The organism is Dactylosporangium salmoneum (assembly GCF_039532525.1).
GTDB classification, from domain to species: domain Bacteria; phylum Actinomycetota; class Actinomycetes; order Mycobacteriales; family Micromonosporaceae; genus Dactylosporangium; species Dactylosporangium salmoneum.
Genome location: NZ_BAAARV010000005.1, coordinates 29,272 through 51,202 on the forward strand (window position 1 = coordinate 29,272; position 21,931 = coordinate 51,202).

General features: G+C 72.2%; 20 protein-coding genes, 2 tRNA genes and 2 pseudogenes. 17 read left to right on the forward strand and 7 right to left on the reverse strand.

Going from position 1 to position 21,931, the window contains the following annotated elements; translation table 11 throughout:
- Both ABD352_RS02875 and ABD352_RS02880 read right to left on the reverse strand, forming a co-directional pair.
- Positions 1-241, reverse strand: a pseudogene (locus ABD352_RS02875) (arginine--tRNA ligase); the annotation flags it as partial.
- 217 nt (positions 242-458) lie between these two features.
- Positions 459-923, reverse strand: a complete 465-nt coding sequence (locus tag ABD352_RS02880) for a carboxymuconolactone decarboxylase family protein (RefSeq protein WP_344610603.1) — start codon at positions 921-923, stop codon at positions 459-461.
- A 113-nt stretch (positions 924-1,036) separates the two neighbouring features.
- On the opposite strand from ABD352_RS02880, the gene ABD352_RS02885 reads away from it, so the two are divergent.
- From ABD352_RS02885 to ABD352_RS02925, 9 genes are all read left to right on the forward strand, one after another.
- Positions 1,037-1,894: a sigma-70 family RNA polymerase sigma factor gene (locus ABD352_RS02885; RefSeq protein ID WP_344610604.1), complete on the forward strand. Its 858-nt coding sequence runs from the start codon at positions 1,037-1,039 to the stop codon at positions 1,892-1,894.
- Between the two features lie 79 nt (positions 1,895-1,973).
- Complete coding sequence (locus ABD352_RS02890; RefSeq protein WP_344610605.1) at positions 1,974-2,534, forward strand: chemotaxis protein CheW; 561 nt, start codon at positions 1,974-1,976, stop codon at positions 2,532-2,534.
- Complete coding sequence (locus tag ABD352_RS02895) at positions 2,531-3,367, forward strand: CheR family methyltransferase (RefSeq protein ID WP_344610606.1); 837 nt, start codon at positions 2,531-2,533, stop codon at positions 3,365-3,367. The genes ABD352_RS02890 and ABD352_RS02895 overlap by 4 nt, the downstream gene beginning before the upstream one ends.
- Entirely contained in the window at positions 3,360-3,845 is a 486-nt protein-coding gene (locus ABD352_RS02900) for a hypothetical protein (RefSeq protein ID WP_344610607.1), read from the forward strand. Before ABD352_RS02895 ends, ABD352_RS02900 begins: the two co-directional genes overlap by 8 nt.
- Positions 3,842-4,873, forward strand: a complete 1,032-nt coding sequence (locus ABD352_RS02905) for a protein-glutamate methylesterase/protein-glutamine glutaminase (RefSeq protein ID WP_344610608.1) — start codon at positions 3,842-3,844, stop codon at positions 4,871-4,873. Before ABD352_RS02900 ends, ABD352_RS02905 begins: the two co-directional genes overlap by 4 nt.
- A complete protein-coding gene (locus ABD352_RS02910) occupies positions 4,866-5,921 on the forward strand; it encodes a methyl-accepting chemotaxis protein (protein WP_344610609.1) in 1,056 nt (351 codons plus the stop codon). The genes ABD352_RS02905 and ABD352_RS02910 overlap by 8 nt, the downstream gene beginning before the upstream one ends.
- Positions 5,922-5,929: 8 nt before the next feature.
- The gene (locus tag ABD352_RS02915; protein WP_344610610.1) at positions 5,930-6,298 is read left to right on the forward strand and encodes a response regulator; all 369 of its coding nucleotides are present in this window, start codon (positions 5,930-5,932) and stop codon (positions 6,296-6,298) included.
- Complete coding sequence (locus tag ABD352_RS02920) at positions 6,295-6,594, forward strand: STAS domain-containing protein (RefSeq protein WP_344610611.1); 300 nt, start codon at positions 6,295-6,297, stop codon at positions 6,592-6,594. Before ABD352_RS02915 ends, ABD352_RS02920 begins: the two co-directional genes overlap by 4 nt.
- Complete coding sequence (locus ABD352_RS02925) at positions 6,591-8,675, forward strand: chemotaxis protein CheA (protein WP_344610612.1); 2,085 nt, start codon at positions 6,591-6,593, stop codon at positions 8,673-8,675. Before ABD352_RS02920 ends, ABD352_RS02925 begins: the two co-directional genes overlap by 4 nt.
- A 47-nt stretch (positions 8,676-8,722) precedes the next feature.
- Here the strand turns inward: ABD352_RS02925 and ABD352_RS02930 are convergent, their stop codons facing one another.
- The 3 genes from ABD352_RS02930 to ABD352_RS02940 form a co-directional block, all read right to left on the reverse strand.
- Complete coding sequence (locus tag ABD352_RS02930) at positions 8,723-10,405, reverse strand: methyl-accepting chemotaxis protein (RefSeq protein ID WP_344610613.1); 1,683 nt, start codon at positions 10,403-10,405, stop codon at positions 8,723-8,725.
- Between the two features lie 547 nt (positions 10,406-10,952).
- A tRNA-Arg gene (locus ABD352_RS02935) sits at positions 10,953-11,025 on the reverse strand.
- Between the two features lie 45 nt (positions 11,026-11,070).
- A tRNA-Ser gene (locus tag ABD352_RS02940) sits at positions 11,071-11,161 on the reverse strand.
- Between the two features lie 512 nt (positions 11,162-11,673).
- Here ABD352_RS02940 and ABD352_RS02945 point away from each other — a divergent pair.
- Positions 11,674-12,651: a hypothetical protein gene (locus ABD352_RS02945; RefSeq protein WP_344610981.1), complete on the forward strand. Its 978-nt coding sequence runs from the start codon at positions 11,674-11,676 to the stop codon at positions 12,649-12,651.
- A 464-nt stretch (positions 12,652-13,115) separates the two neighbouring features.
- On the opposite strand, the pseudogene ABD352_RS02950 reads toward ABD352_RS02945, so the two are convergent.
- Positions 13,116-13,202: pseudogene (locus ABD352_RS02950) on the reverse strand (response regulator); the annotation flags it as partial.
- 343 nt (positions 13,203-13,545) lie between these two features.
- On the opposite strand from ABD352_RS02950, the gene ABD352_RS02955 reads away from it, so the two are divergent.
- From ABD352_RS02955 to ABD352_RS02985, 7 genes are read left to right on the forward strand one after another with little or no spacing between them, the layout of a single operon-like run.
- On the forward strand, positions 13,546-15,069 hold the full coding sequence (locus ABD352_RS02955) for an Hsp70 family protein (protein ID WP_344610614.1): 1,524 nt from the start codon (positions 13,546-13,548) through the stop codon (positions 15,067-15,069).
- Between the two features lie 26 nt (positions 15,070-15,095).
- Positions 15,096-16,295: a tetratricopeptide repeat protein gene (locus ABD352_RS02960; RefSeq protein ID WP_344610615.1), complete on the forward strand. Its 1,200-nt coding sequence runs from the start codon at positions 15,096-15,098 to the stop codon at positions 16,293-16,295.
- Positions 16,292-16,777 carry a nucleotide exchange factor GrpE gene (locus tag ABD352_RS02965; protein ID WP_344610616.1) on the forward strand — a complete coding sequence of 162 codons (486 nt, stop codon included), beginning with the start codon at positions 16,292-16,294 and terminating at the stop codon, positions 16,775-16,777. The genes ABD352_RS02960 and ABD352_RS02965 overlap by 4 nt, the downstream gene beginning before the upstream one ends.
- 16 nt (positions 16,778-16,793) lie before the next feature.
- Positions 16,794-19,526, forward strand: a complete 2,733-nt coding sequence (locus ABD352_RS02970; RefSeq protein ID WP_344610617.1) for an FtsK/SpoIIIE domain-containing protein — start codon at positions 16,794-16,796, stop codon at positions 19,524-19,526.
- Positions 19,527-19,532: 6 nt separating this feature from the next.
- Positions 19,533-20,012, forward strand: a complete 480-nt coding sequence (locus ABD352_RS02975) for a hypothetical protein (RefSeq protein WP_344610618.1) — start codon at positions 19,533-19,535, stop codon at positions 20,010-20,012.
- 18 nt (positions 20,013-20,030) lie between these two features.
- Entirely contained in the window at positions 20,031-20,291 is a 261-nt protein-coding gene (locus ABD352_RS02980; protein WP_344610619.1) for a hypothetical protein, read from the forward strand.
- 2 nt (positions 20,292-20,293) lie between these two features.
- Entirely contained in the window at positions 20,294-21,046 is a 753-nt protein-coding gene (locus ABD352_RS02985; protein WP_344610620.1) for an EndoU domain-containing protein, read from the forward strand.
- A gap of 201 nt (positions 21,047-21,247) precedes the next feature.
- Here ABD352_RS02985 and ABD352_RS02990 read toward each other — a convergent pair whose 3' ends face one another.
- The gene (locus ABD352_RS02990; protein ID WP_344610621.1) at positions 21,248-21,712 is read right to left on the reverse strand and encodes a hypothetical protein; all 465 of its coding nucleotides are present in this window, start codon (positions 21,710-21,712) and stop codon (positions 21,248-21,250) included.
- Positions 21,713-21,931: the final 219 nt, after the last annotated feature.

Sequence of the window (21,931 nt, forward strand, 5' to 3'; positions counted from 1 at the left end):
CGAGGGTGAGGTTGACGTACCCCGGACCGGCCACCTCGACGCGGGAACAGAGCTCGTCGAGCCCGGCGGCCCGGACCACCGCGGCCGCCGTGGCCCGCTTGTCCCCCGGCAGCGCGAGCGCTCCGTTGGCCTGGAAGTCGGCCCGCTGCGATCGGCGCAGGGCGGGGTCCACGGTCGATCCGGTCACGGTCTCGAACGCGGCCGCGAGCCTGTCCCGCAGCACCTTGCCGATGTCAGCCATGCCATCGCACGGTACCGAGCGCCCGGGCGCCCCGCCGCTGGTTTTCGGCTCAGGACCAGGCCGGCAGGACGCCCGGGCCGGTGACCATCAGCAGGACGCAGATGCCCGTGGCTATCAGGACTCGCGCGATTATCCGCATGCAACGGAAGGTAGCCGCGCGGGTCGCAACCCACGGTCACACCGCGGGGGGAGTTGCCTGCGGTCCCCGCGTCACCTTCTAGCCCCAGTTCTGCGGGGCCTGCTGGCGGGTGGTGACGTTGATGCGGTTGAAGAAGTTCGTCACGGCCACCCACAGCACGAGCCCACTCAGCTGCTCGTCGTTGAAGTGCTCGGCGGCCGCGGCCCAGATCTCGTCCGGCACCGCGTCCGCCCGGTCGGCCAGCCGGGTCGCCGCCTCGGCGAGGGCCAGGGCGGCGCGCTCCGCGGCGGTGAAGTACGGCGTCTCCCGCCACGCGGCCACGGCGAACAGCCGCTCGTCGGTCTCGCCGTTCTTGCGGGCGGAGCGGGCGCCGGAGTCCACGCAGGGGCCGCAGCCGTTGATCTGGCTGGCCCGCAGGTGGACCAGCTCCAGCGTCGGGCCCGGCACCCCGGACGAGTGCGCCGCCTTGTACAGCAGGTTGACCGCCTTCAGAACGTCCGGCCCGGCAGTGTTGGTCAGGCGGGGCGTGTTCGTGGTGTCCATCGTCGTTCCTCCGTCACATCGGGGCTGTTTGGTTCGTCGCTTGTATGACGCCCCGGTGGCGGGCAGTGTGACGAATATGGCGTAGGCCACAATTAGTGCCAAAGGTGGGCGATGTGAACGACGAGGTGCTGGCCGAACGGTTCGAGGCCGCGCGGCCCCGGCTGCGGGCGGTGGCGCAGCGGATGCTGGGCTCGGCGGCCGAGGCCGACGACGCCGTGCAGGAGGCCTGGCTGCGGCTGCACCGGGCGGACGCCGGCGAGGTGGACAACCTCGCCGCCTGGCTCACCACCGTCGTGGGCCGCATCTGCCTGGACATGCTGCGCTCGCGGGCCGGGCGCCGCGAAGAGCCGCTCGACGCCGTGGACGCGCCGACCGGCGGCGGCGATCCCGAGGAGGCGGCGGTGCTCGCCGACTCGGTCGGGGTGGCGCTGCTCGTGGTGCTGGAGACGCTCACGCCGACCGAGCGGCTGGCGTTCGTGCTGCACGACATGTTCGCGGTGTCGTTCGAGGACATCGCGGTCGTCGTGGGGCGCAGCCCGGCCGCGGCCCGGCAGCTGGCCAGCCGGGCCCGGCGGCGGGTGCAGTCGGGCGGCTCCGCCTCGGCGGCCGACGTGCGGCGGCAGCGGGAGATCGTGGCCGCGTTCCTCACCGCCTCGCGCACCGGGGACATGACGGGGCTGCTCACCCTGCTGGACCCCGACGTGGTCATGCGCGCCGACGAGACCGCGGCCCGGATGGGCGGCAGCGGCCAGTCGCGCGGCGCGGAGGTGGTGGCCGAGTTCTTCCACGGCCGGGCACAGGGCGCCGAGCCGGCCGACATCGACGGCGCGGCGGGCGCGGTGGTGCGCTCGCCGGACGGGCTGGCCCGGCTGGCGCTCAGCTTCACCGTCGCCGGCGGGCGGATCATCGCGATCGAGGTGGTGGCCGGGGCGCGGGAGCTGGCGGGGCTGGACATCACGCCGCTCGTCTGACGTTTTCCTTGAGGTGGCTCCCGTGGTGCCGATGAGTGGCACGAGGGGTGCAGAACGGGTGTCACCAGGGGGAATCGCCGTGAGCGTGGACGTTGCTTCCGAGGCGCGGTACCTGACGTTCACGCTCAACGGCGAGGCCTACGCGCTGGACATCTTCCACATCGCGGAGATCCTGGAGTACCGCAACCTCACGGTCGTGCCCATGGCGCCCGATTTCGTCCGCGGCGTCATCAACCTGCGCGGCCGGGCGGTTCCGGTGATCGACCTGGCCATCCGCTTCGCCAAGGGCTCCACCGCCATCGCCCGGCGCACCAGCATCATCATCGTGCACGTCAACGGCGTCCCGGGGGCCGGCGAGGCCCCGGGCGGGCGCGGCGACGGGCAGGAGATCGGCATCCTGGTCGACGCGGTGAGCAAGGTCGAGACGTTCACACCGGAGGACCTCGAACCGCCGCCGGCCTTCGGCGCGGGCATCCACGCGGACTTCATCGGCGGCATGGCCAAGCGCGATGGCGACTTCATCATCGTGCTCGACGTCGGGCACCTGCTCCCGGCGGCCGACATCGCGGCACTGGCGAGCGCGCCGCCCGATCCGGCCGACGACGCCGAGGGTGCGAGCCGGCCCGCGCCGGTGTCATGACGTCGCTGCTGGCCGGGCCGATCGTGATCACCCCGGCCGAGTTCCAGGCCGTCAGCGAGTTCCTGCACCGCCACACGGGCATCCGGCTGTCCCCGGGCAAGGAGTCGCTCGTCATGGGCCGGCTGGACCGGCGGCTGCGGGCGCTGGGGCTGTCGAGCTACACGCAGTACCTGCGGCTGCTCTCCGCGCCGCAGCAGACCGATGAGCTGCGCCTCGCGATCGACCAGCTGACCACCAACGAGACGTTCTTCTTCCGCGAGCCGCAGCACTTCGAGTACCTGGGCCGGGTCATCGCGCCCGCGCACCCGGCCGGCCGGCCGCTGCGGCTGTGGAGCGCGGCCAGCTCCAGCGGCGAGGAGGCGTACACCGCCGCGGTCGTGCTGTCCGAGGCGATGCCGGACGGGGCCTGGGAGATCGTCGGCACCGACATCTCGTCGCGGATGGTGGCCGGGGCCCGGGCCGGCCTGTACCCGATCACCGCGACGGAGCGGATCCCGCGGCCGCTGCTGCAGAAGTACTTCCGGCGCGGCCGGGACGAGTACCACGGGCTCATCCTCGTCGACCGCGCGCTGCGGGCCCGGACGAACTTCCAGCACGCCAACCTGCTCGACGACCTGCGCCGGCTGGGCCGCTTCGACGTGATCATGCTGCGCAACGTGATGATCTACTTCGAGAACGCCACGAAGGCCGGCCTGATCGACCGGGTACAGCACATGCTGCAGCCCGGCGGGCACCTCATCGTCAGCCTGTCCGAGACGCTCAACGGCATCCCGTCGCGGCTGCGCGCCGTGCAGCCGTCGATCTACCGGCTCCCCGAGGCGGCCCATGGCTAGCCCGGCGACGGACATCTACCTGCACCCCGGCGACGTCCGCTTCGCCGGGGCCGGGGTCCGGCTGCGCACGCTGCTGGGCTCGTGCGTGGCGATCACCCTGTGGCACCCGCGGCTGCGCGTCGGCGGCATGTGCCACTTCGTCGTGCCGGCGCGGAGTCAGCGGCAGCCCGGGGGCGAGCTCAGCGGCCGGTACGCCGACGAGGCCGTCGAACTGCTGCTGCGCGAGGTGCGCGGGCGGGGGACGGAGATCTCGCAGTACGAGGCGAAGATGTTCGGCGGCGGGGCGCAGTTCCCGCACAGCGGCGGCGTCCCGCAGGGCAACGTCGCGGCCGGGCTGCGGCTGCTCGAGGAGCAGGGCCTGCACCCGGCGGCCCGGCACCTGGGCAGCACCGGATCGCGCCTGCTCATCTTCGACATCGCCACCGGCGAGGTCTGGCTGCAGCACCAGGCGCTGCGGCACCTGGAGGACTCGGCATGACGATCCGCGTCCTCATCGTGGACGACTCGGCGGTGGTGCGGCAGGTGCTGTCGCGCCGCCTGTCCGGCGCGCCCGGCATCGAGGTGATCGGCTGCGCCGCCGACCCGCTCTTCGCCATGACGCAGATGAACCGCCAGTGGCCCGACGTCGTGGTGCTCGACATCGAGATGCCCCGGATGGACGGCATCACCTTCCTCAAGAAGATCATGGCGGCCCGGCCGACGCCGGTGATCATCTGCTCGACGCTGAGCCAGCGCGGCGCCCGCGCGACGATGGAGGCGCTGGCGGCCGGGGCGGCGAGCGTCGTACCGAAGCCCACGACCGGCCTGAAGACGTTCCTGGAGGAGGACTCCGGCGACATCGTCACGGCGGTGCGGGCCGCGGCGGCCGGCAAGGCGTCCCGGCTGGTCCCCGCGAACGAGCGCCGCCCCCTGCCGGCCGCGCCGGACCCGCCCGGCACCACCAGCGACCGGGTCGTGGCCATCGGCACCTCGACCGGCGGCACCCAGGCGCTCGAACAGGTGCTCACCGCCCTGCCCCCGGTGCGCTCGGGCATCGTGATCGTGCAGCACATGCCGGAGAAGTTCACCGCCGCCTTCGCCGAGCGGCTCGACGGCATGTGCCCGATGAGCGTGCGCGAGGCCGGCAACGGCGACCCGGTGGTGGCCGGGACCGTGCTCGTGGCCCCGGGCGGCCGACACCTGCAGCTGGTCGGCGACGGCGCCCACTTCCGGGTCAAGGTGAGCGACGGCCCGCCGATCAACCGGCACCGGCCGTCGGTCGACGTGCTGTTCCGCTCCGTCGCCAAGGTCGCCGGCCCGCGCGCGCTCGGCGTGATCATGACCGGCATGGGCGACGACGGCGCCCGCGGTCTGCTCGAGATGCGCCAGGCCGGCGCGCTGACCGTCGCGCAGGACGAAGCGACCTGCGTCGTGCACGGCATGCCGAAGGAGGCGGTCCGGCTCGGGGCCGTCGACCGGGAGGTTCCCCTGTCCGCCATAGCCGAGGTGATCCGTACCCATGCTTGAGTTGCTGCTCGTCCTGCTCGCCCTCGCGGTCGGCGCGGCCGCCGGTGCCTGGTTCGGCCGCCGGTCCGCCCGCGGTACCACCGACGAGGCCACGGTGCGCCGGGACGCCATCCGATTCCAGGACAGCGTGGGCGACCTCGCGTCCACGATCACGCCCGTCTGGGCCAACCAGATCGCGTCCTCGCGGTCGCAGATGGAGGACGCCGTCGGCGCCGTGACCGCCGAGTTCGGCCAGATCGTCGAGAACCTCGACGCGGTCCTGGCCTCCTCCAGCGCGGCGCTGGAGGACAGCCGGGGCGGCGGCGCGCTGGAGCGCGGCCGGCACCGCCTGGACAACGTGGTGAGCACGCTGGACGACGCGCTGCGCTCCAAGCGCGCCGCCCTCGGCGACCTGGAGCGGCTGCTGGAGCTCAACCAGGAGCTCAAGCAGATGACCGCCGAGGTGGCGCAGATCGCCGCGCAGACCAACCTCCTGGCCCTCAACGCCTCCATCGAGGCGGCCCGGGCCGGCGCGGCCGGGGCCGGCTTCGGCATCGTCGCGCTCGAGGTCCGCCAGCTCGCCGACCGCTCGTTCCAGACCAGCGAGCGGATGGCGCAGCGGGTGGACGGCATCGGCGGCGCGATCACGTCCACCCTGTCGCGGGCCGAGGGCGACGCCGAGCGCGAGGGGGTCGCCGTCGCGCGGGCCAACACCGAGGTGAGCGAGGTGCTCGACGACCTCGACGCGGTCTTCTCCGGCCTCCGGCACTCCTCCGACGAGCTGGAACGGGCCGCCGTCGGCATCCGCGGCGGCGTCTCGCAGGCCATCGTCAACCTGCAGTTCCAGGACCGCATCGGGCAGGTCCTGGGGCACGTCAAGGACAGCATCGAGCAGCTGCCGGGCCTCGTCGACCGGGCCGAGCCGGACGCGACCGGGATCCGCCGGCCGCTGGACGGGCGGCGCCTGCTCGACGACCTCACCGCGACCTACACCATGCACCAGGAGCGCGACGCCCAGCACGCCGGCGTCGCCGCCGGGGTGCCCGAATCGGAGATCACCTTCTTCTAGGAGTCCTCATGTCGAAGACCATCCTCGTTGTCGACGATTCGGCATCCGTGCGGCAGGTGGTGACGATCGCCCTGCGCGGCGCGGGCTACGAGGTGCTGGCCGCCACGGACGGCCAGGACGCGCTGCGCCAGCTCGACGGCCGCCGCGTGCACCTCATCGTCTCGGACGTGAACATGCCGAACATGGACGGCATCACGCTGGTCGGCGAGGTGAAGAAGCTTCCGGCGTACAAGTTCACGCCCATCATCATGCTGACGACCGAGTCGCAGGAGGAGAAGAAGCGGCAGGCCCAGGCGGCCGGGGCCAAGGCGTGGGTGACCAAGCCGTTCCAGCCGGCCCAGATGCTCGCCGCCGTGCAGAAGCTCATCGCGCCATGAGCCTCGGCTTCTCGGGCCTCGCTTTCGAGGGCCTCGCTTTCGAGGGGGAGTTGACCGTCATGACGGCCGCGGAGCAGCATGCCCGGCTGCGCGCGTACCTGCGCGGGACGGGCCCCTTCGAGCTCGACCTGTCCGGCGTGACCGAGCTGGACACCGCCGGCCTGCAGCTCCTGCTGGCCGCCCACCACGACGCCCGCCAGCAGGGCACCCGCCTCACGCTGCGGCATCCCAGCCCTGCGGTGGCAACGGCCCTCTCGGTCGCCCACCTCGACACCGGATCGCTGGGGGCGCTGTGAACGACTTCGCTGACTTCGGCGACGCGCTGGGAACGTTCCTCACCGAGGCCCGCGAACTGCTGCAGGACTTCGAGGAGGGCCTGCTCGGGCTGGAGGGCTACGACGACACTGCGGACACCGTCAACGCCCTCTTCCGGGCCATGCACACGCTCAAGGGCTCGGCCGGGCTGTTCGGGCTGGGGCACGTGGTGTCGTTCACGCACGTGGTCGAGACGGTGCTGGAGTCGGTCCGCGCGGGCGAGCTCCCCGTCACCGCCCCGCTCGTGTCGGCGCTGCTGCCGTGCGCCGACCACGTCTCCTCGATGGTCGAGGGCATCGCCGCGGGCCGGCTCGCGCCGACCGCCGACGAACAGGCCACCGGGGAACGGCTCCTGCTGGCGCTGCGGCCGTTCCTCGACGCGCCTCCGACCTGGCGCCTCACGCTCTGGTTCGGGCCGGACAGCCTGCGCAACGGCATGGACCCGTTGTCGTTCCTGCGGTACCTGTCGACCATCGGCACCCTCTCGCGGGTCGCCACCCGCGCCGACGCGCTGCCCGACCTCGAGAACATGGACCCCGAGACCTGCTACCTGGGCTTCGAGGCGGAGCTCGCCACGACCGCCCCGAAGGCCGACATCGAGGGCGTCTTCGACTTCGTCCGCGACGACAGCCAGATCGAGATCGTCCCCGTCCCGGTCGACACATTCGTGCGCCGCATCGAGGAGCTCCCCGACCGCGACCGCCTGGGCGACCTGCTCATCGAGAGCGGCGTGGCGACCGACCGCGACATCAGCACGGCCCTGCAGATCCAGCAGCAGGACAACGCCCGCGCCGGCGACGGCGCCCCGCGCCCGCTCGGCGAGATCCTCATCGAGCGCAACGTGGTCCAGGCGCCGGTGGTGGAGGCCGCGCTGAGCCGGCAGCGCAAGACCGCCGAGAGCCGTCCTCAGGACCAGACCATCCGGGTGTACGCCAACCGCCTGGACAAGCTGATCGACCTCGTCGGCGAGCTGGTCATCGCCCAGTCCAGCGTCGGCATCCGGCGGGTCGACGCCGGCGCCGACGTGGACGCGCAGAACGAGGTCATGCGGCTGGTCGAGGAGGTGCGGCACAGCGCGCTCTCGCTGCGGATGGTGCCGATCGGCACGACGCTACGCCGGTTCGAGCGGGTGGTCCGCGACGTCTGCGTCGACCTCGACAAGGACGTCGACCTCATCATCACCGGCGGCGACGCGGAGATGGACAAGGCGCTGGTCGAGCGGATCGGCGACCCGCTGACCCATCTCGTGCGCAACGCCCTGGACCACGGCATCGAGACCCGCGCGGAGCGCGAGCGGACGGACAAGCCGGTGCGCGGCAAGCTGCGGCTCAACGCCTTCCACGACGCCGGCTCCATCGTCATCGAGGTGGCCGACGACGGCCGCGGCCTCGACCGGGACCGGATCCTCGCCAAGGCGGTCGCCAACGGGCTCGTGCCGCCCACCGCCGGCCCGACGGACCAGGAGGTCTACGACCTCATCTTCGAGCCGGGCTTCTCCACCAAGGAGACGGTCTCCAGCCTGTCGGGCCGGGGCGTGGGCATGGACGTGGTGCGGCGCAACATCGCCGAGCTGCGCGGCACCGTCGAGGTCGACACGCGGGCCGGCGCCGGGACGACCTTCCGGATCCGGCTCCCCCTCACGCTCGCCATCATCGACGGGTTCCTCGTGGGGGTCGGGCCGGCCTCGTACATCGTGCCGCTGGACCGGGTCACCGAGTGCGTCGAACTGCCGGGGAACTGCGCGGCGCGGCCCTGCATGTCGCTGCGCGGCGAGGTGCTGCCGTTCATCCGCCTGCGGGACATCTTCGGCATCGCCGAGCCGCCGCCGCGCCGGCAGAACGTCGTCGTCATCGAGCAGTCCGGGCAGCGGGCCGGGCTCGTGGTGGACGTGCTGCTCGGGCAGTTCCAGACCGTCATCAAGCCGCTGGGCGGGCTGTTCAGCGCGGCGACCTGCATCAGCGGCTCTACGGTGCTGGGCAACGGCGAGGTGGCGCTGATCCTCGACGTGGGCCCGCTCGTGGCCGACCACGTCGCCCGCGAGCAGGTCCCTGTCCTTTCTTAGAAGCGGTTCTCGCTTTCTAGAAGCGGTTCTCGCTTGGTTCTCGCTTCCTAGAAGCGGTCGAACTTGGTCTCGTCGATGTCCGGGACCGTCACCTCGGAGCCGGTCGCCGGGTACGACGCGAAGGTCCGGTGGTTGCCCGCGCCGGCGCCGGCCGTGGCGTAGGCCGGGGCCGGGGCCGGGCGGGACGGCCGCGCGTGGGCGAACCCGCGGACCCCGTTGCCGGCCCGCTCGGTGGTGAAGAACGCCATCATGCTGCGCAGCTCCTCGGTCTGCGCGGCCATCTGCTCGGCGGTGGCGGCCAGCTCCTCGCTGGACGACGCCGTCTGCTGGGTGACCTTGCCGATCTGGGTCATCGCGATGTTGACCTGGTGGACCCCGGTCGACTGCTCGCCGCTGGCCGCCGCGATCTCCTGCACCAGGTCCGAGGTCCGGGTGATCGAGGGGATGATCTGGTCGAGCAGCTCGCCGGCCCGCTCGGCCGTCGTCACGCTGCTGGCCGCCAGCTCGCTGATCTCCTGCGCGGCGACCTGGCTGCGCTCGGCGAGCTTGCCGACCTCGGTGGCCACCACCGCGAAGCCCTTGCCGTGCTCCCCCGCCCGGGCCGCCTCGATCGTCGCGTTGAGCGCCAGCATGTTGGTCTGGAACGCGATGTCGTCGATGATGCCGATCTTGCTGGTGATCTGCCGCATCGCCTCGAGGGTCTTCTTGACCGCCTCCCCGCCGCCGTGGGCCTCGGTGGTCGCCTTCGTCGCGATGCTCTCGGTGGTCCCGGCGTTCTCGCTGTTCTGCGAGATCCCCGCGGACATCTGCTCGATGCTGGCGGTGGTCTCCTCGACGCTCGAAGCCTGCTCGGTCGCCGCCTGCGACAGGCTCTGCGAGGCGCCGCTGATCTGGCTCGCCGCGTTGGTCAGCTGTGCGGTCGAGTCGATCACCGAGCTCACCGTCTCGGAGAGCCGCTCGAGCGCGCTGTTGAGCGAGCGCCCCATCCGGCCGACCTCGTCGCGGCTGCGTACCGAGACCCGCTGGTCCAGCCGCCCGTCGGCCAGCGCGGCGAGGACGTTCACCGTCTGGGCGAGCGGCCGCGAGATGGCCCGGCTGATCAGCTGGACCACCGTGAACGCCAGCACCACCGCCACCACGATCAGGACCAGCATGATCACCCGCGAGGTGTCGTAGGCCGACCGGGAGTCCTTCAGCGTGGCCGCCGCGTCCGTGGTCTGCAGGGTCACCAGTTTCCCGGTGGCGCTGTCGATCGCCGCCGCGATCGGTATCCCCTGCTCCTTGGTCACCTTGTTGAAGTTGCCGTAGTCGCGGGCGGAGGCGAGCGGGATCAGCTTCTCCGACAGCAGCGACTGGTACGTCCGCCAGGAATCGGCGAACGCCTGCCGCTCCTGCGTCGCCCACTGCCCGGCCGAGGAGTTGAACTGCTCCCACCGCTTGTTCAGGTCGTCGATCGCCCCGCGCAGGGTCTTCTCGGCCGCGGCGTTGTCGTCGGCCGACTGCGCCAGCGCGAGCTCCCGCAGCTGGATGCGGACGTCCTTGTACGCCATGAGCACGTTGTCCACCGCCTGGACCTGGTGGAGATTCTCGTTGTACAGCGCGTCGAGCCGGCCCTGCGCACTGCCGAGCTGCGAGAGGGCGAGCAGTCCGATCGCCAGCAGCTGGACGGACACCAGGATCGCCATGATGCGAAGCTTCCAGCCGACCGACAGATCGCGAAACGCGGACATCAACGAACGGCGCGGATTCCCGGTTGCCTCGACCATGCCGGCCCTCCTCGAGCGGTGAGTACTCCTTTCGGGACATCGGCGCGGGCGCGCACCCGGATGAGACCTTTCCCGCAACCCGCTCGGTGGTACTCGCGGTCAGCCGCCGAGGCTGCGTCGGCGCACCGCTCGGTCGTGCTCGCGGGTCAGACCTCGTGCCGGCCGCGGAGATCGCCGTCTCCACCTACGCCGAACTGTCGGCGCCAATATCAAGACGGTGCCAGGACCTGCTCGGCCACTCCGGCATCGTCGTCACCGCCGACACCTACACCAGCGCCGCTGCGCCGACGCCACCGCCGCCCGGCACACCTGGCCCGCCGGTCGCGACGAAAGCAGACACCCTCCGGCAAGCAACCCGGCAACAAGCGAAAGCGCCGCAGGTCACGCGCCCGTCGTCACCCGAACCGTCGAGGACGAGCAGTGACACCCATGCGGCACCCATCGTCCACAGGAGACGGAAACGACGAAGGGCCTGAACCGCATCTCTGCAGCTCAGACCCTGTCGATCGAGCGCGCCCGAAGGGACTCGAACCCCTAACCTTCTGATCCGTAGTCAGATGCTCTATCCGTTGAGCTACGGGCGCTTGGTGCTGGGCCTAGTGTACACACCAGGTTTTGCGGGTTTTGCGCGGAGGCTCCGGGATTCGAACCCGGGATGGGCTTTAAGACCCAAACCGCATTAGCAGTGCGGCGCCATAGACCGAACTAGGCGAAGCCTCCAGCAGTCCCCGTCACCAGAGACCGCCGTACGAGGATACAGGCTTGCGGCAAGACCCGGCAAAGTGGGTAGTCCCCCCGCGTGGCGACCCGGGGTGTGCGCTGGTCGTTCGCGTGGCGGGTGCTCCGGGCGGTTGGCCATTACGCTCGTGAAGATGGGAGAGGACGCGGATCCGCCGGATCGTCGGAAGGCGACAAAAGACACAAAACCGGATTCGGTACCGCCACAAGCCCCGCCCCCGGGCCATGCCCGACGCGCCGGGGCTCTGGGCGACCTGACGCTGCGGTTCGAGCCGCCGCCGCGGGATGCGACCGCTGAGGATGCGCCGGCCGCGCCGCCCCGGCCCAGGACGGCGGCCCCGACGACACCCTTCGCGCCGGCCGCGCCCACGGTCTCGGCGACCCCCTTCCGCACCGCCCCCGCGCAGGCCAGCCCGCCTCCCGCCGCTGAAGCCGCGCGGGGTACCCGGGCGTCTCGTGCTCCGGCTCAGCGTTCGGAGCCCTCCCCGGCGACCGTGCCCGAGCCGCTCCCCGTCGAAGCGGCGCCGGTCGAGGAAGCGCCCCCGGCGACGACCCCGGCGAAGCGGGCCACGGCGGCCAAGAAGGCGGCTCCGGCCAAGAAAACCGCAGCTAAGACGGCCGCGGAGCCGGCTCGGAAAGCCGCAGAGCCGGTCGAGAAGACCGCGCCCAAGAAGGCGGCGGCGAAGAAGGCGGCTCCGGCCAAGAAGGCCGCCCCGAACGCGACGAAGGTCACACCATTGGCGGAACCTCCCGCTGATCCACCCGCGACGGAAGACCCGCCCGCGAAGAAGGCCACGGCGAAGAAGGCCGCCCCCAAGAAGGCCACCGCGAAAAAAGCGGCACCGAAAGTGGCGGAGATCACTATTTTCGAGGCCCGCGCATTCGTCGAGCCCACGCCAGCCGCCACGGTGCAGGCCGCCAAATCGGATGAATCCGCAAATGTCCAGATCCAGTCGGCGCCGGTCGATCCCGCATTCCTCCCCGAGATGCTCGCGGTGGCAGCGGTCGAGCGGCTCGGCGCCGGGGCGCGCGACCGGGTCGATTGGTACCGGGTCACGTACCCGGGCGTCGACGGTGACGCGATGTCGCGGGCGATCACCCGGGAGTTCGTCCGGCGGGCGCGGCGGCAGGGCTTCGCCGCGGGGTTCGCCGGCTCGGCCGGGGTCGTCGTCGAGGCGGCCGCCCTCGGCTGGCTGCAGGCGCGGCTGGTGCTGCACGTGGCCGCCGCGTACGGGCACGACCCCGAGGACCGCCGCCGGGCCGCCGAGCTCCTCGTCCTGCAGCAGGTCCACGCCACGGTGGAGACCGCCGAGGCCGCGGTGCGGGAGTCCCGGCAGGCCGGCCGCCGGACCGGAGCACCACGCTCGGCGGCGCCCTGGCGAGGGCGCTCGGCGCCGGGGTCGCGAGGGCGTTCGCCGTCCGGTTCGCCCGCCGGATCGTGCCCGGCGCGCCCGCGATGCTCGGCTCCGTGACCGCGGCCCGCAGCACCGAACGCCTCGCCGCCCGAGCCGTCCGCTACTACCGCAGCCTCCGCGCCTGACCCGAGAGCAGCCCCGAGCGGTGCCCTGCCACCGCAGCCTCGCGCGGCTGATCCGAGAGCAGCCCCGAGCGGTGCCCTGCCACCGCAGCCTCGCGCGGGTGATCCGGGAGCAGCCCCGAGCGGTGCGCTGCCGCGGCCTCCACCGAGCGGTGCGCTGACGCAGCCTCCGCGCCTGACCCGAGAGCAGCAGCCTCCGCGCCTGACCCGAGAGCAGCAGCCTCCGCGCCTGACCCGAGAGCAGCGCCGAGCGGTGCGCTGCCGCCACGGAAGCAGTCCCTGGCGGTGCGCTGCCGCCACGGAAGCAGTCCCGGGCGGTGCGCTGCCGCCACGGAAGCAGTCCCGGGCGGTGCGCTGCCGCCGCGGCCTCCACCGAGCGGTGCGCCGACGCAGCCTCCGCTTCACCAGGTACGCCATGGCGCCCGCCGCCCACGATCGCTCGACGAGATCGCGCTGGCTGAACGCGATGAGCACGACGACGCCCGCCCCCAAGGGGGACCGCCGCCGAACGTTCGGGTGAATTGCTCCGGGAATTGCTCGTCAGTGCTCCTGCCATTCATCGAGCAGACCGTCGTGGGCTTCCGCTGGGAGTGGTGAACAGGCCCCCGACGTCCCCGGAATGGGGCCACTGAACAGCCGGAGGAACCTGCCGTGCGGTGGACACCCGGCCGTCGAAGCGGCAGCCAGCTCGGGACTTCATGCGGATTACCGCAGCGGCACGCCTCGATACCGTACGCAGCAACATCGCCGCAGCTCACGCTGTGCGCCATTACCGCGAGATAGCCGTATTTCACTCGCCGCGAAACATGCCGCGCTGAGAGGCACCCTCATGACCATCGTCGGAATTGACCTGGGAACGACCTACTCGGCCGTCGGGTTCCTCAACGATCTGGGTAAGCCGCAGACCATTCCCAACCGCGACGGCGAGCCGACCACCCCCTCCGTCGTGTTGTTCCAGGACGACGCTCCGCTGGTGGGCACGATGGCCAAGCGGTCCGCCGCGACCGCACCGCTGGACGTCGTGCAGTTCGTAAAACGGCAGATGGGAGACCCGGCGTACCGGTTCGAGGCGAGCAACGGCGCGCAGTACCGCGCCGAGGAGGTTTCCGCCTTCATCCTGCGCCGGCTCAAGGAGGACGCCGAGGAGTTCCTGGGCCGGCCGGTCACGCAGGCGGTGATCACCGTTCCGGCCTACTTCGACTCCGCTCGGCGCAAAGCGACCCAGGACGCGGGCACCATCGCCGGCCTCGATGTCGTGCGGATCCTCAACGAGCCGACCGCGGCCGCGCTGGCCTACGGCATCGGCGCCGACACGGCCGGCACCTTCCTCGTGTACGACCTCGGCGGCGGCACATTCGACGTGACGGTCATGCGGACCGAGGGTGGCGAACTGCGCGTCCTGGCGATCCAGGGCGACCGCAACCTCGGCGGCTTCGACTTCGACAACGTCCTCATGGGGCTCATCAACGACCGGATCGTGGCCGAGGGCGGCGCCGATCTGTTCGACGACGAGCACGCCACCGCGATGCTGCGCGAGCGCACCGAGTTGGCCAAGCACAGCCTGACGACGGTGGAACGGGCGCGGGTGGTGCTCACCGTCGGCGGGCGCAACCACAACATCGTGGTGACCCGGGCCGAGTTCGAGGAGGCGGCGCAGGGGCTGCTGAACCGCACCCGGGGCCTGACCGAGATCGCGCTCGAAGACGCCGGGCTGACGTGGGCCGACATCGACAAGGTGTTGCTGGTCGGCGGTTCCACCCGGATGCCGATGGTGCGCCGCATGGTCGAGGCGGAGGCCGGCAAGCCCGCCGAGCGCGGCATCAACCCCGATGAGCTCGTCGTACTCGGCGCCGCCGTGCAGGCCCGGCTGGAGGAGGCCGCCGGCGAGCCGGGCGGACCCGTGCCGACAGTTGACGGGCAGCCGATCCCACCGGTGGCCGAGGCGACCTCGCACGGCCTGGGCACGCTGGCCCGCAACCCGGTCACCGGGCGCATGGAGAACACCGTGATCATTCCGCGCAACAGCCGGATTCCGGCCCAGCAACAGGGGTTCTTCACGACGGTGGTCGACAACCAGGAAGAGGTCGCCGTCGAGATCACGCAGGGCGACGACATCGACCCCGAGGGCGTCCAGATCCTCGACACCAAGGTCGTCAAGCTGCCGTCGTACCCATCCGGCGCTCCCATCGCCGTCACCTACGCCTATGACATCGACCAGACCGTCTTCGTCGAGGTCACGGACCTGACCGCGAAGCAGTCGCTGGGCACCTTCGAGGTCTACGCCCCGCAGAACTTCTCGGAGCAGGAGCTGATCGAGTCCGCCCGCCGCCTCACCGACGTCGGCGTGCAGTAGCCGCCGCAACAGCACCGGAGTAGCCGATGAGCATCGACAACACCCACCTCGTGGACTTCTACGAGCTACTGGGCCTCGCGCCGGACGCGAGCCCGGCGGACATCAAGGCGGCGATCAAGAACAAGCGACGCACCTTCAACGCCCGGCAGAGCCACCCCGAGCCCAAGACGCGCGCCCACGCCGAGCAGGTCATGCGCGACCTCGACGAGGCCGAGCGGACGCTGCTGGACGCCGGGCGCCGTCGCGAGTACGACCAGAACCGCCCGGCGCGGCAAGCCCAGGCGCAGGTCGGCGCCGTCGGCCCGGCGGGCGGGCCTGGCGGTGCGGACGACTGGGAGGACCGCGCGCGGCATTTCCTGGAAAACGACAACCCGCTCGCCGCGCACCGGGTGGCCCAGGAGTGGGTGATGTCCGCGCCCGGGAACTCGGTCGCGTGGACGGTCCGCGGCCAGGCGTCGGCGCTGCTGGGCAACTTCCCGGACGCCGAGTACGAGCTGGCGGAGGCGGGCCGGCTCGCGCCCGGCGAGGCGTTCACGAGCTATCTGCTCGGCGAGGTGTACGCCGCGCAGGAGAAGTGGAAGAGCGCGCTCACCCAGTTCGACAAGGCGCTCGCCACGGACCCCGAGAACCCCGTCTACGGCACCAGCAAGGCGCGGCTGTTCCTGGCCAACGACAAGCCGAAGGCCGCCGTCAAGCTCATGGAGCCGATCGTGAAGCGGTTCCCGAAGGACGAGGTTTACAAGTACCACCTCGCCATGGCCTATCACGATGCCGCGCTGGACGAGCTACCGCAGCTGCAGGGCGGCGGGCACATCTGGACCTCCGAGGAGCAGATCGACGGCCTCGAGCGGGCCGCAACCAAGATCGATCGGCTTCACTCAAAGGACGGTGAGGTGCGGGAGGCGGTGTCGGCGCTGCGGACGTTCGCGGCCCAGGGCCGGGAGATCCGGTGGGATACTCGGGCCCCCAACCTGTACGTCGGGCTGGGCATCTTCGTCTTCCTGTTCGCCTGCACGGGCTGCTTCAACGCGACGCAGAGCATCGGCGCGGCCCTCTTCCTCAGCCTGCTCATCAGCGGTGGCGCCGCGTTCGGCCTGTTCGCGGCGATGCGGCGCAAGCCGGCCTGGAAGCTCGCCCAGCAGGCGCTCGGCAAGGGGAACCTGACCGAGCAAATGCAGGACGCCGGCAACAAGATGGGCATGGCCGCCGGGCGGTTCTTCGGATGAGCGAGCCGGCCGACCTGCAGACACTGGCCCAGGAGGTCGCTGGGCTGCGTGACCTGTTCCAGCGGCGCCTGATGGACGACCGCGACAAGCGCCGGCTCTACGAGGAGCTGTACGAGCTGGTCGGCGACGCCCGGAAGGACCTCGAGCGGCAGTTCGTCTCCCCGTTCGCCCGGGACCTGCTGCTGCTCCTCGACCGCCTGACCGCCGCCGGCACGGACGGTGCCGACCCGGCCGAGGTGCTCGACTCGGTGCGGGCCGAGGTCGTCGAGATCCTGGCCCGGCGGGACATCACGCCCTTCGTCTCCGAGAACGAGCGATTCGATCCGCTGTACCACGAGGCCGCCGGCCAGGCCGCCACCTCCGACGAGCGCGACGGGCGCGTGGTGCGCGAGGTCCGGCCGGGCTGGCTGTTCGGGCAGTCGCTGCTGCGCCCGGCCCGTGTTGTGGTAGGGGTGCGGTCCGGTGCCGCCCGCGATGCGTGAGGGCCACTCTCCGGCCGTGGGCCGCGCCGCGCGGGCCGACCTGGCCGGGCGGACCGAAGCCGCCGCCGAACGGTTCCGGGCGTCTGCCGGCCGGGTGCGGGGACTGCTCGACGCGGCCCGCGCGGGCGCCCGGTCGCGGGCGGCGACGCAGCGGCAGCGGCTCGACAGCACAGGCAGTGCCGAAGTCCGGCAGGCCGTTTCCGGCGCCCAGACCCGCTGGGAGCGCGCGCACGCGCAGGTGTGGGCCGCGGCCCGGGCGCTGGCCGGGGCCGACCAGGCCGGACCGCCGCCGGAGCTGGGCGGCGCCGCCGGGCTGCTGGACGTCGCCGGGCACGTCCGGATCGGCAGCGTGGGCCGCTCACCAAAGGGCGCCGCGGCCCTTCCGCCGCCGCCGGTGCTGCTGCCGCTACTGGGGCAGGGCAACGTCCGGGTGGTCGGCGACGCCGCTCACCCCTCCGTCGCCGGCGTGCTGCAGACGATCGTGCTGCGCGCGCTCACCGCCACCGGCCTCGGCCAGCTCAGGATCGCGGTCGTCGATCCGCGGCTACGCGCACTGCACGCGCCGTTCGCGGTGCTCGGCCGCAGCGACGACCCCCTACTTGAGCCACCGGCGACGAACCGGCAGGAGGTGGAGGCGCTGCTCGCCCGGCTCGTTGAGGTGCACCAGCGAATCGCCGGCCTGGTGCGCGGCAACGCGGAGAGCCTGGCCGAGCTGTCGCGCCGGGCGGGCCTGCCGGTCGAGCCGCACCGACTCATAGTGGTGCTCGACTTCCCGGACGCGTTCAGCGAACAGGCACAGGCCAGCCTCCTGAGCCTGATGCGGGACGGGCCGCGCTACGGCATCAGCATCCTGCTGCATCACGAGCCCGCGGTCGCGGTGGACGCGTCGGCCGAGACGCTGACCATCGGTACGACCGTCACCTGGACCACCGTGCCGCAGCTGGCCATCCGGCTCGACCCGCCACCCGGCGACGCCGAGGCGAAGCGGCTCGCCGAGGCGATCGGCCGGGCCGCGCAGAAGGGCGCCGCGCCGGTGCTGCCCCTGGCCGATCTGCTCGCCGGCGAGGGCCCGGACGGGCGCAGCGCCGCCGGGGGGATCACCGTGCCGATCGGCCGCGCCGGGCGCGACACCGTCGAGATCAGCCTCGGTGACTCGATCGCCCAGCGGCACAACATGCTCGTCACCGGCGCGGTCGGGCAAGGCAAGTCCAACGTGCTGCAGGCGCTCGTGCACGGCCTGGTCGCCCGCTACGGACCGGACGAGGTCGAACTGTACCTGCTGGACATGCGCGAGGGCGTCTCGTTCTTCCCGCTCGCCGGGGCCGACGGGCGGGACTGGCTGCCGCACGCCCGGCTGGTCGGGGTGCAGGCGGACCGGGCGTACGCGCTCTCGGTCATCGAACACCTCGTCGACCAGTTCACCGTGCGGGCCGAGGCGCTGCGCCGCCACGACGGCACCTACCCGACGTTTCGAGCCCGGGAGCCGGGCACCCGCATGCCGCGGCTGATCCTCGTCATCGACGAGTTTCAGGTCCTCTTCGAGGAGCTCGACGAGATCGCGGAGCGGGCCGCCGCGCAGCTGGAGAAGCTGGTGCGGATGGGCCGTGGGTTCGGAATCCACGTGGTGCTCGCCTCGCAGGCCGTCTCGCACATTCCGGCGCTGGGCCCCAAGGCCGACATCGTGTTCGCGCAGTTCCCGACCCGGCTCGCGCTGCGCAACTCGCGGATCGAGTCGCAGGCCACGCTCGATCAGCACAACGATGCGGCGGCGGAGCTTCGCTACCGCGGCGAGGCCATCATCAACCACGGCTTCGGCCGGCGCGAGGACAACCTGCGGTTCGTCACGGCGTGGGCCGGGGACGAGACCGTCGCGGCGATCCGCACCGGCGCGTGGCGGCGCTGGCACGCCGGGCGCCGCTCGCCCGAGGTGTTCGACGGGCGCCGCCGGCCCGGCCTGGACACCTTCGTCGGCGAGCTGCTGCGCCTGCGCCGCCGTGCGGGCGCGAGCCGGGCCGCCCTGCTCGGCCGCTTCGTCGCGTTCGGCGTGCCCGAGGCCACCTCGGTGCTGAGCTCCGAGCCCGGCCGGCACCTGGCGATCGTCGGCGCCGGCGAGGCATCGGCGATCGGCATGCTGCAGGCCGCCGCCGTGTCCCTGGCCCTGCAACACCCGGCCGGGGACGCCGAGTTCACGATCTTCGACCTGCTCGACCCCGTGACGTACGGCGAGACGACGAGCGCGCTGGTGGACCTGCTCAACCGGCTCGGCTTCGCCCCTGAGGTGCACAATGAACGACGCAACGGCGCGGCCGTCGTCGCCGCGGCCGCCGCGATGCGGGAAGGCGGCGCCGGGGTCACCCGCTACGTGATCGGCTTCGGTCTGGACCGCAGCGTCGACCTGGACCGCCCGGCGAGCCTCGACGAGCCCGAGTCGCCCGCCGAGGCCCTGCAGGCCCTGCTCGCCGACGGCCCGAACCGCGGAACGCACGTTCTCGCCTGGTGGGCCAGCGCCGGCGCGTTCAGCCGGCAGCGCGGCCACGGCGAGGCCACCATGCCGGCGAGCCTCGTCGCGCTGCGGATGGACGGGCGCAGCCTGATGGACCTCGTCGGTCCGGGGCTCACCTGGGGAGGCGCGGATGACCGGGCGCTGCTGTGGGCGCCGCGGGACGCCGGCCACGAGGTGCTCGTCCCGGCCGCACCGCTGGACGCACGGGCCGCGCGCGCCCTGCTGCGCGTCGAGTGGGACGGGTGAGGCGCGATGAAGACCGACGAGTACCTCGCCGCGCTGACCGCCTACGACCGTGCCGTGGCGGCGCTCGACGGCACCGCGGACCGGGTCCGGGCGGCGCAGGGCAAGGCCCGCCTGGCCGCGCAGGAGACGGAGGAGGCCATCCTGGCCCGGATGGACCGGCTGGCCCGCGATGTGGACCGGCGCTGCGCCGAGGCTCAGCGGCTCCTCGGCGGGGCCGCTGGCCGGCTGCTCGGTGACCTCGCGGCCGAATCGGCGCGACCGAACGAGCCGTCCGACCCGGAAGCGGCGATCCCCGAGGCCCACGCCCGGCACGTGCAGGACTACGAGGCGCTGCGCGTCGCCGTGGAGGCGGACCGGGTCGCGGTGCGGGCCGAGCCGACCACCGCCGAGCCCGCGCCACGCGCCCGCGGCCGGAGCGGGCTGATCGCTGTGCTGGTGATTGCGGCCCTGGCCGTCGCCGCCGTCGCCTACCTCCTCACCCGCTGAGTCCACTTTGGAGAGACAATGAGCGATGTACGCCAGCTGAAGGGCCGGCTCGACCAGATCAGCCGCGACGCGAAGAGCACCGCCAGCAACCTGGCCGGATTCAGCGGCCGGCTCGGCCGCCAGATCGGTGAGATCGAGTCGAGCATCGGCGGCACCGCGACCGGCACGGACAAGGACATGATCGGCACGCTGCAGGCGGCCGAAAAGCAGCTCGCGCAGGCGATCACGGCCCTGCAGCGGGTCGCCCAGGTCGCCGGCCGCTACGGTGCGTCGCTGTAGCCGTGTCCGACCTGGAACGGCTCTGCGCGGCGCTGGAGCGCACCTGCGCCGACGGTACGGCCGTCATCGACGACCTGCGCCGGCTGCGGGTGCGCATGCTCAACATGTCCGCCGAGATCGCACGCCTGGCCTCGGCCGGCGACGGTTCGGGCGCCCACGTCGCCCGGACGCTGCAACTCGAGCTGGCCGAGGCGATGCGCCGCGGCGCGGACGCCGCCACGAGCATCCGGCAGATGCAGCGGCTGGGGCGGGAGTTCATCAACCGGACCGTCGGCGGAGCCGGCATCACCCAGAACTCCGCGGACCACGTCCTGGACGGCCACCTGAGCCTGCGCATGGAGGACGGCGAACTGCGGGCCTGGCTCAGCGGCGGGCACTTCCTCGGCGGCCGGTTCCACCTCCAGGACCTCCACGTGGACGCGGCGAGCGGGGTGACCGCGGTGGGCCGGGGCGACCTGACACTGTCCGCGGAGGCCACAGCCGAGCTGAACGAGATCCTGGAGATCCTGGTCGGCCACGGCTTGGCCGAGCCGCCCAAGAAGTCGGCCGGCAGCACGTTCTACCCGCTGGGCTGGGCGAGTGAGGCGTGTGCGGCCGCGTACACCGCAGCCTGGAACGACCCGGACGGCACGCGGGACAGCGACAGCGGCCGTTGGTCCGGCACCGGCTACGGCCTTCGCATCGAGGGCTTCTACAACCCCGAGACGGGCGAATTCGTCTCAGGCTGGCCGGTGCGTGCGGGTCGATCACGGTGACCGTGTTGGAGGTCTGGTCGGCCGTGTAGACCCGGTCGTTGGACGTGATCGGCGGCGGCTGTGCCGGCGGAGCCTGCGCCTGGGGCGGGGGAAGCAGGAGCCCGGCGACGAGGAGGACGGATCGCAGCATCGTGACTCACCACCCGAGTGTCGGGAAGGGATCGCCCTACCCGTGCACTCACCCCGCCTAACACGATCGCGCTACTGCAGCCCCATGGTCAGCCGCAGCTGTGAGCACTCCCCGGTGGCCTCCGGCGGGCACTTGGCGGACGAGGCGATCAGCGGCCACAGATGGAAGTCGCCCTTGTCGTAGTTGTGGCACGGGCGGCTGACGCTGGAGTTCTGGCAGTTGGTGCCCTCCGCCCAGCCGGCGTCGATCAGCCGGGCCTCGAACGCCTCGACCGCCGCGTCGCCGCCGACCGGCGCCACGAGGTAGCGGGTCCAGTGCAGGTGGTGGTCCTGGTACCCCGTCCACTGGTACTGCACCGACCAGCCGTCCGGCAGCCCGACCGCGTCGAGCTCGCCGTCGCCGGTGCGCTTGAGCGCCTCCTCCTGCGCGGCCGCCTTGGCGGGGTCGTAGCCCGTGTCGCAGCCCGCCGCGGCGGTCAGCAGCAGCGCCGTCAGGCCCGCCGCGAAGGCGGCCCGCACCAGGGTTGGAAGCGTCATGGACGTAGATTGCCAGCTCGCCCGGCAGCGGCGACAGCGTCCGAGCTGAGACGAAGGTGTCAGGCAGCTTCCTCTCAGGCCACGGGCCGGTCACGGCACCGCGCGGCATGGCATCTTCTGTTCGCCGGCATCAGCTCTTGTCCCGCCCGACCTTCCGCGGAGGTCGGGCTCTCGCGTATCCCCATTCGTTGGAGACGGACCCTGATGTCAGAACGAACT

What these genes read in the sequence shown, in the direction of transcription:
- ABD352_RS02980 (WP_344610619.1), top strand. Translation starts at nt 20,031, where the DNA reads ATGAGCGATGTACGCCAGCTGAAGGGCCGGCTCGACCAGATCAGCCGC.
- ABD352_RS02900 (WP_344610607.1), top strand. Translation starts at nt 3,360, where the DNA reads ATGGCTAGCCCGGCGACGGACATCTACCTGCACCCCGGCGACGTCCGC.
- ABD352_RS02910 (WP_344610609.1), top strand. Translation starts at nt 4,866, where the DNA reads ATGCTTGAGTTGCTGCTCGTCCTGCTCGCCCTCGCGGTCGGCGCGGCC.
- ABD352_RS02955 (WP_344610614.1), top strand. Translation starts at nt 13,546, where the DNA reads ATGACCATCGTCGGAATTGACCTGGGAACGACCTACTCGGCCGTCGGG.
- ABD352_RS02905 (WP_344610608.1), top strand. Translation starts at nt 3,842, where the DNA reads ATGACGATCCGCGTCCTCATCGTGGACGACTCGGCGGTGGTGCGGCAG.
- ABD352_RS02895 (WP_344610606.1), top strand. Translation starts at nt 2,531, where the DNA reads ATGACGTCGCTGCTGGCCGGGCCGATCGTGATCACCCCGGCCGAGTTC.
- ABD352_RS02930 (WP_344610613.1), bottom strand. Translation starts at nt 10,405, where the DNA reads ATGTCCGCGTTTCGCGATCTGTCGGTCGGCTGGAAGCTTCGCATCATG.
- ABD352_RS02920 (WP_344610611.1), top strand. Translation starts at nt 6,295, where the DNA reads ATGAGCCTCGGCTTCTCGGGCCTCGCTTTCGAGGGCCTCGCTTTCGAG.
- ABD352_RS02915 (WP_344610610.1), top strand. Translation starts at nt 5,930, where the DNA reads ATGTCGAAGACCATCCTCGTTGTCGACGATTCGGCATCCGTGCGGCAG.
- ABD352_RS02975 (WP_344610618.1), top strand. Translation starts at nt 19,533, where the DNA reads ATGAAGACCGACGAGTACCTCGCCGCGCTGACCGCCTACGACCGTGCC.
- ABD352_RS02990 (WP_344610621.1), bottom strand. Translation starts at nt 21,712, where the DNA reads ATGACGCTTCCAACCCTGGTGCGGGCCGCCTTCGCGGCGGGCCTGACG.
- ABD352_RS02880 (WP_344610603.1), bottom strand. Translation starts at nt 923, where the DNA reads ATGGACACCACGAACACGCCCCGCCTGACCAACACTGCCGGGCCGGAC.
- ABD352_RS02965 (WP_344610616.1), top strand. Translation starts at nt 16,292, where the DNA reads ATGAGCGAGCCGGCCGACCTGCAGACACTGGCCCAGGAGGTCGCTGGG.
- ABD352_RS02960 (WP_344610615.1), top strand. Translation starts at nt 15,096, where the DNA reads ATGAGCATCGACAACACCCACCTCGTGGACTTCTACGAGCTACTGGGC.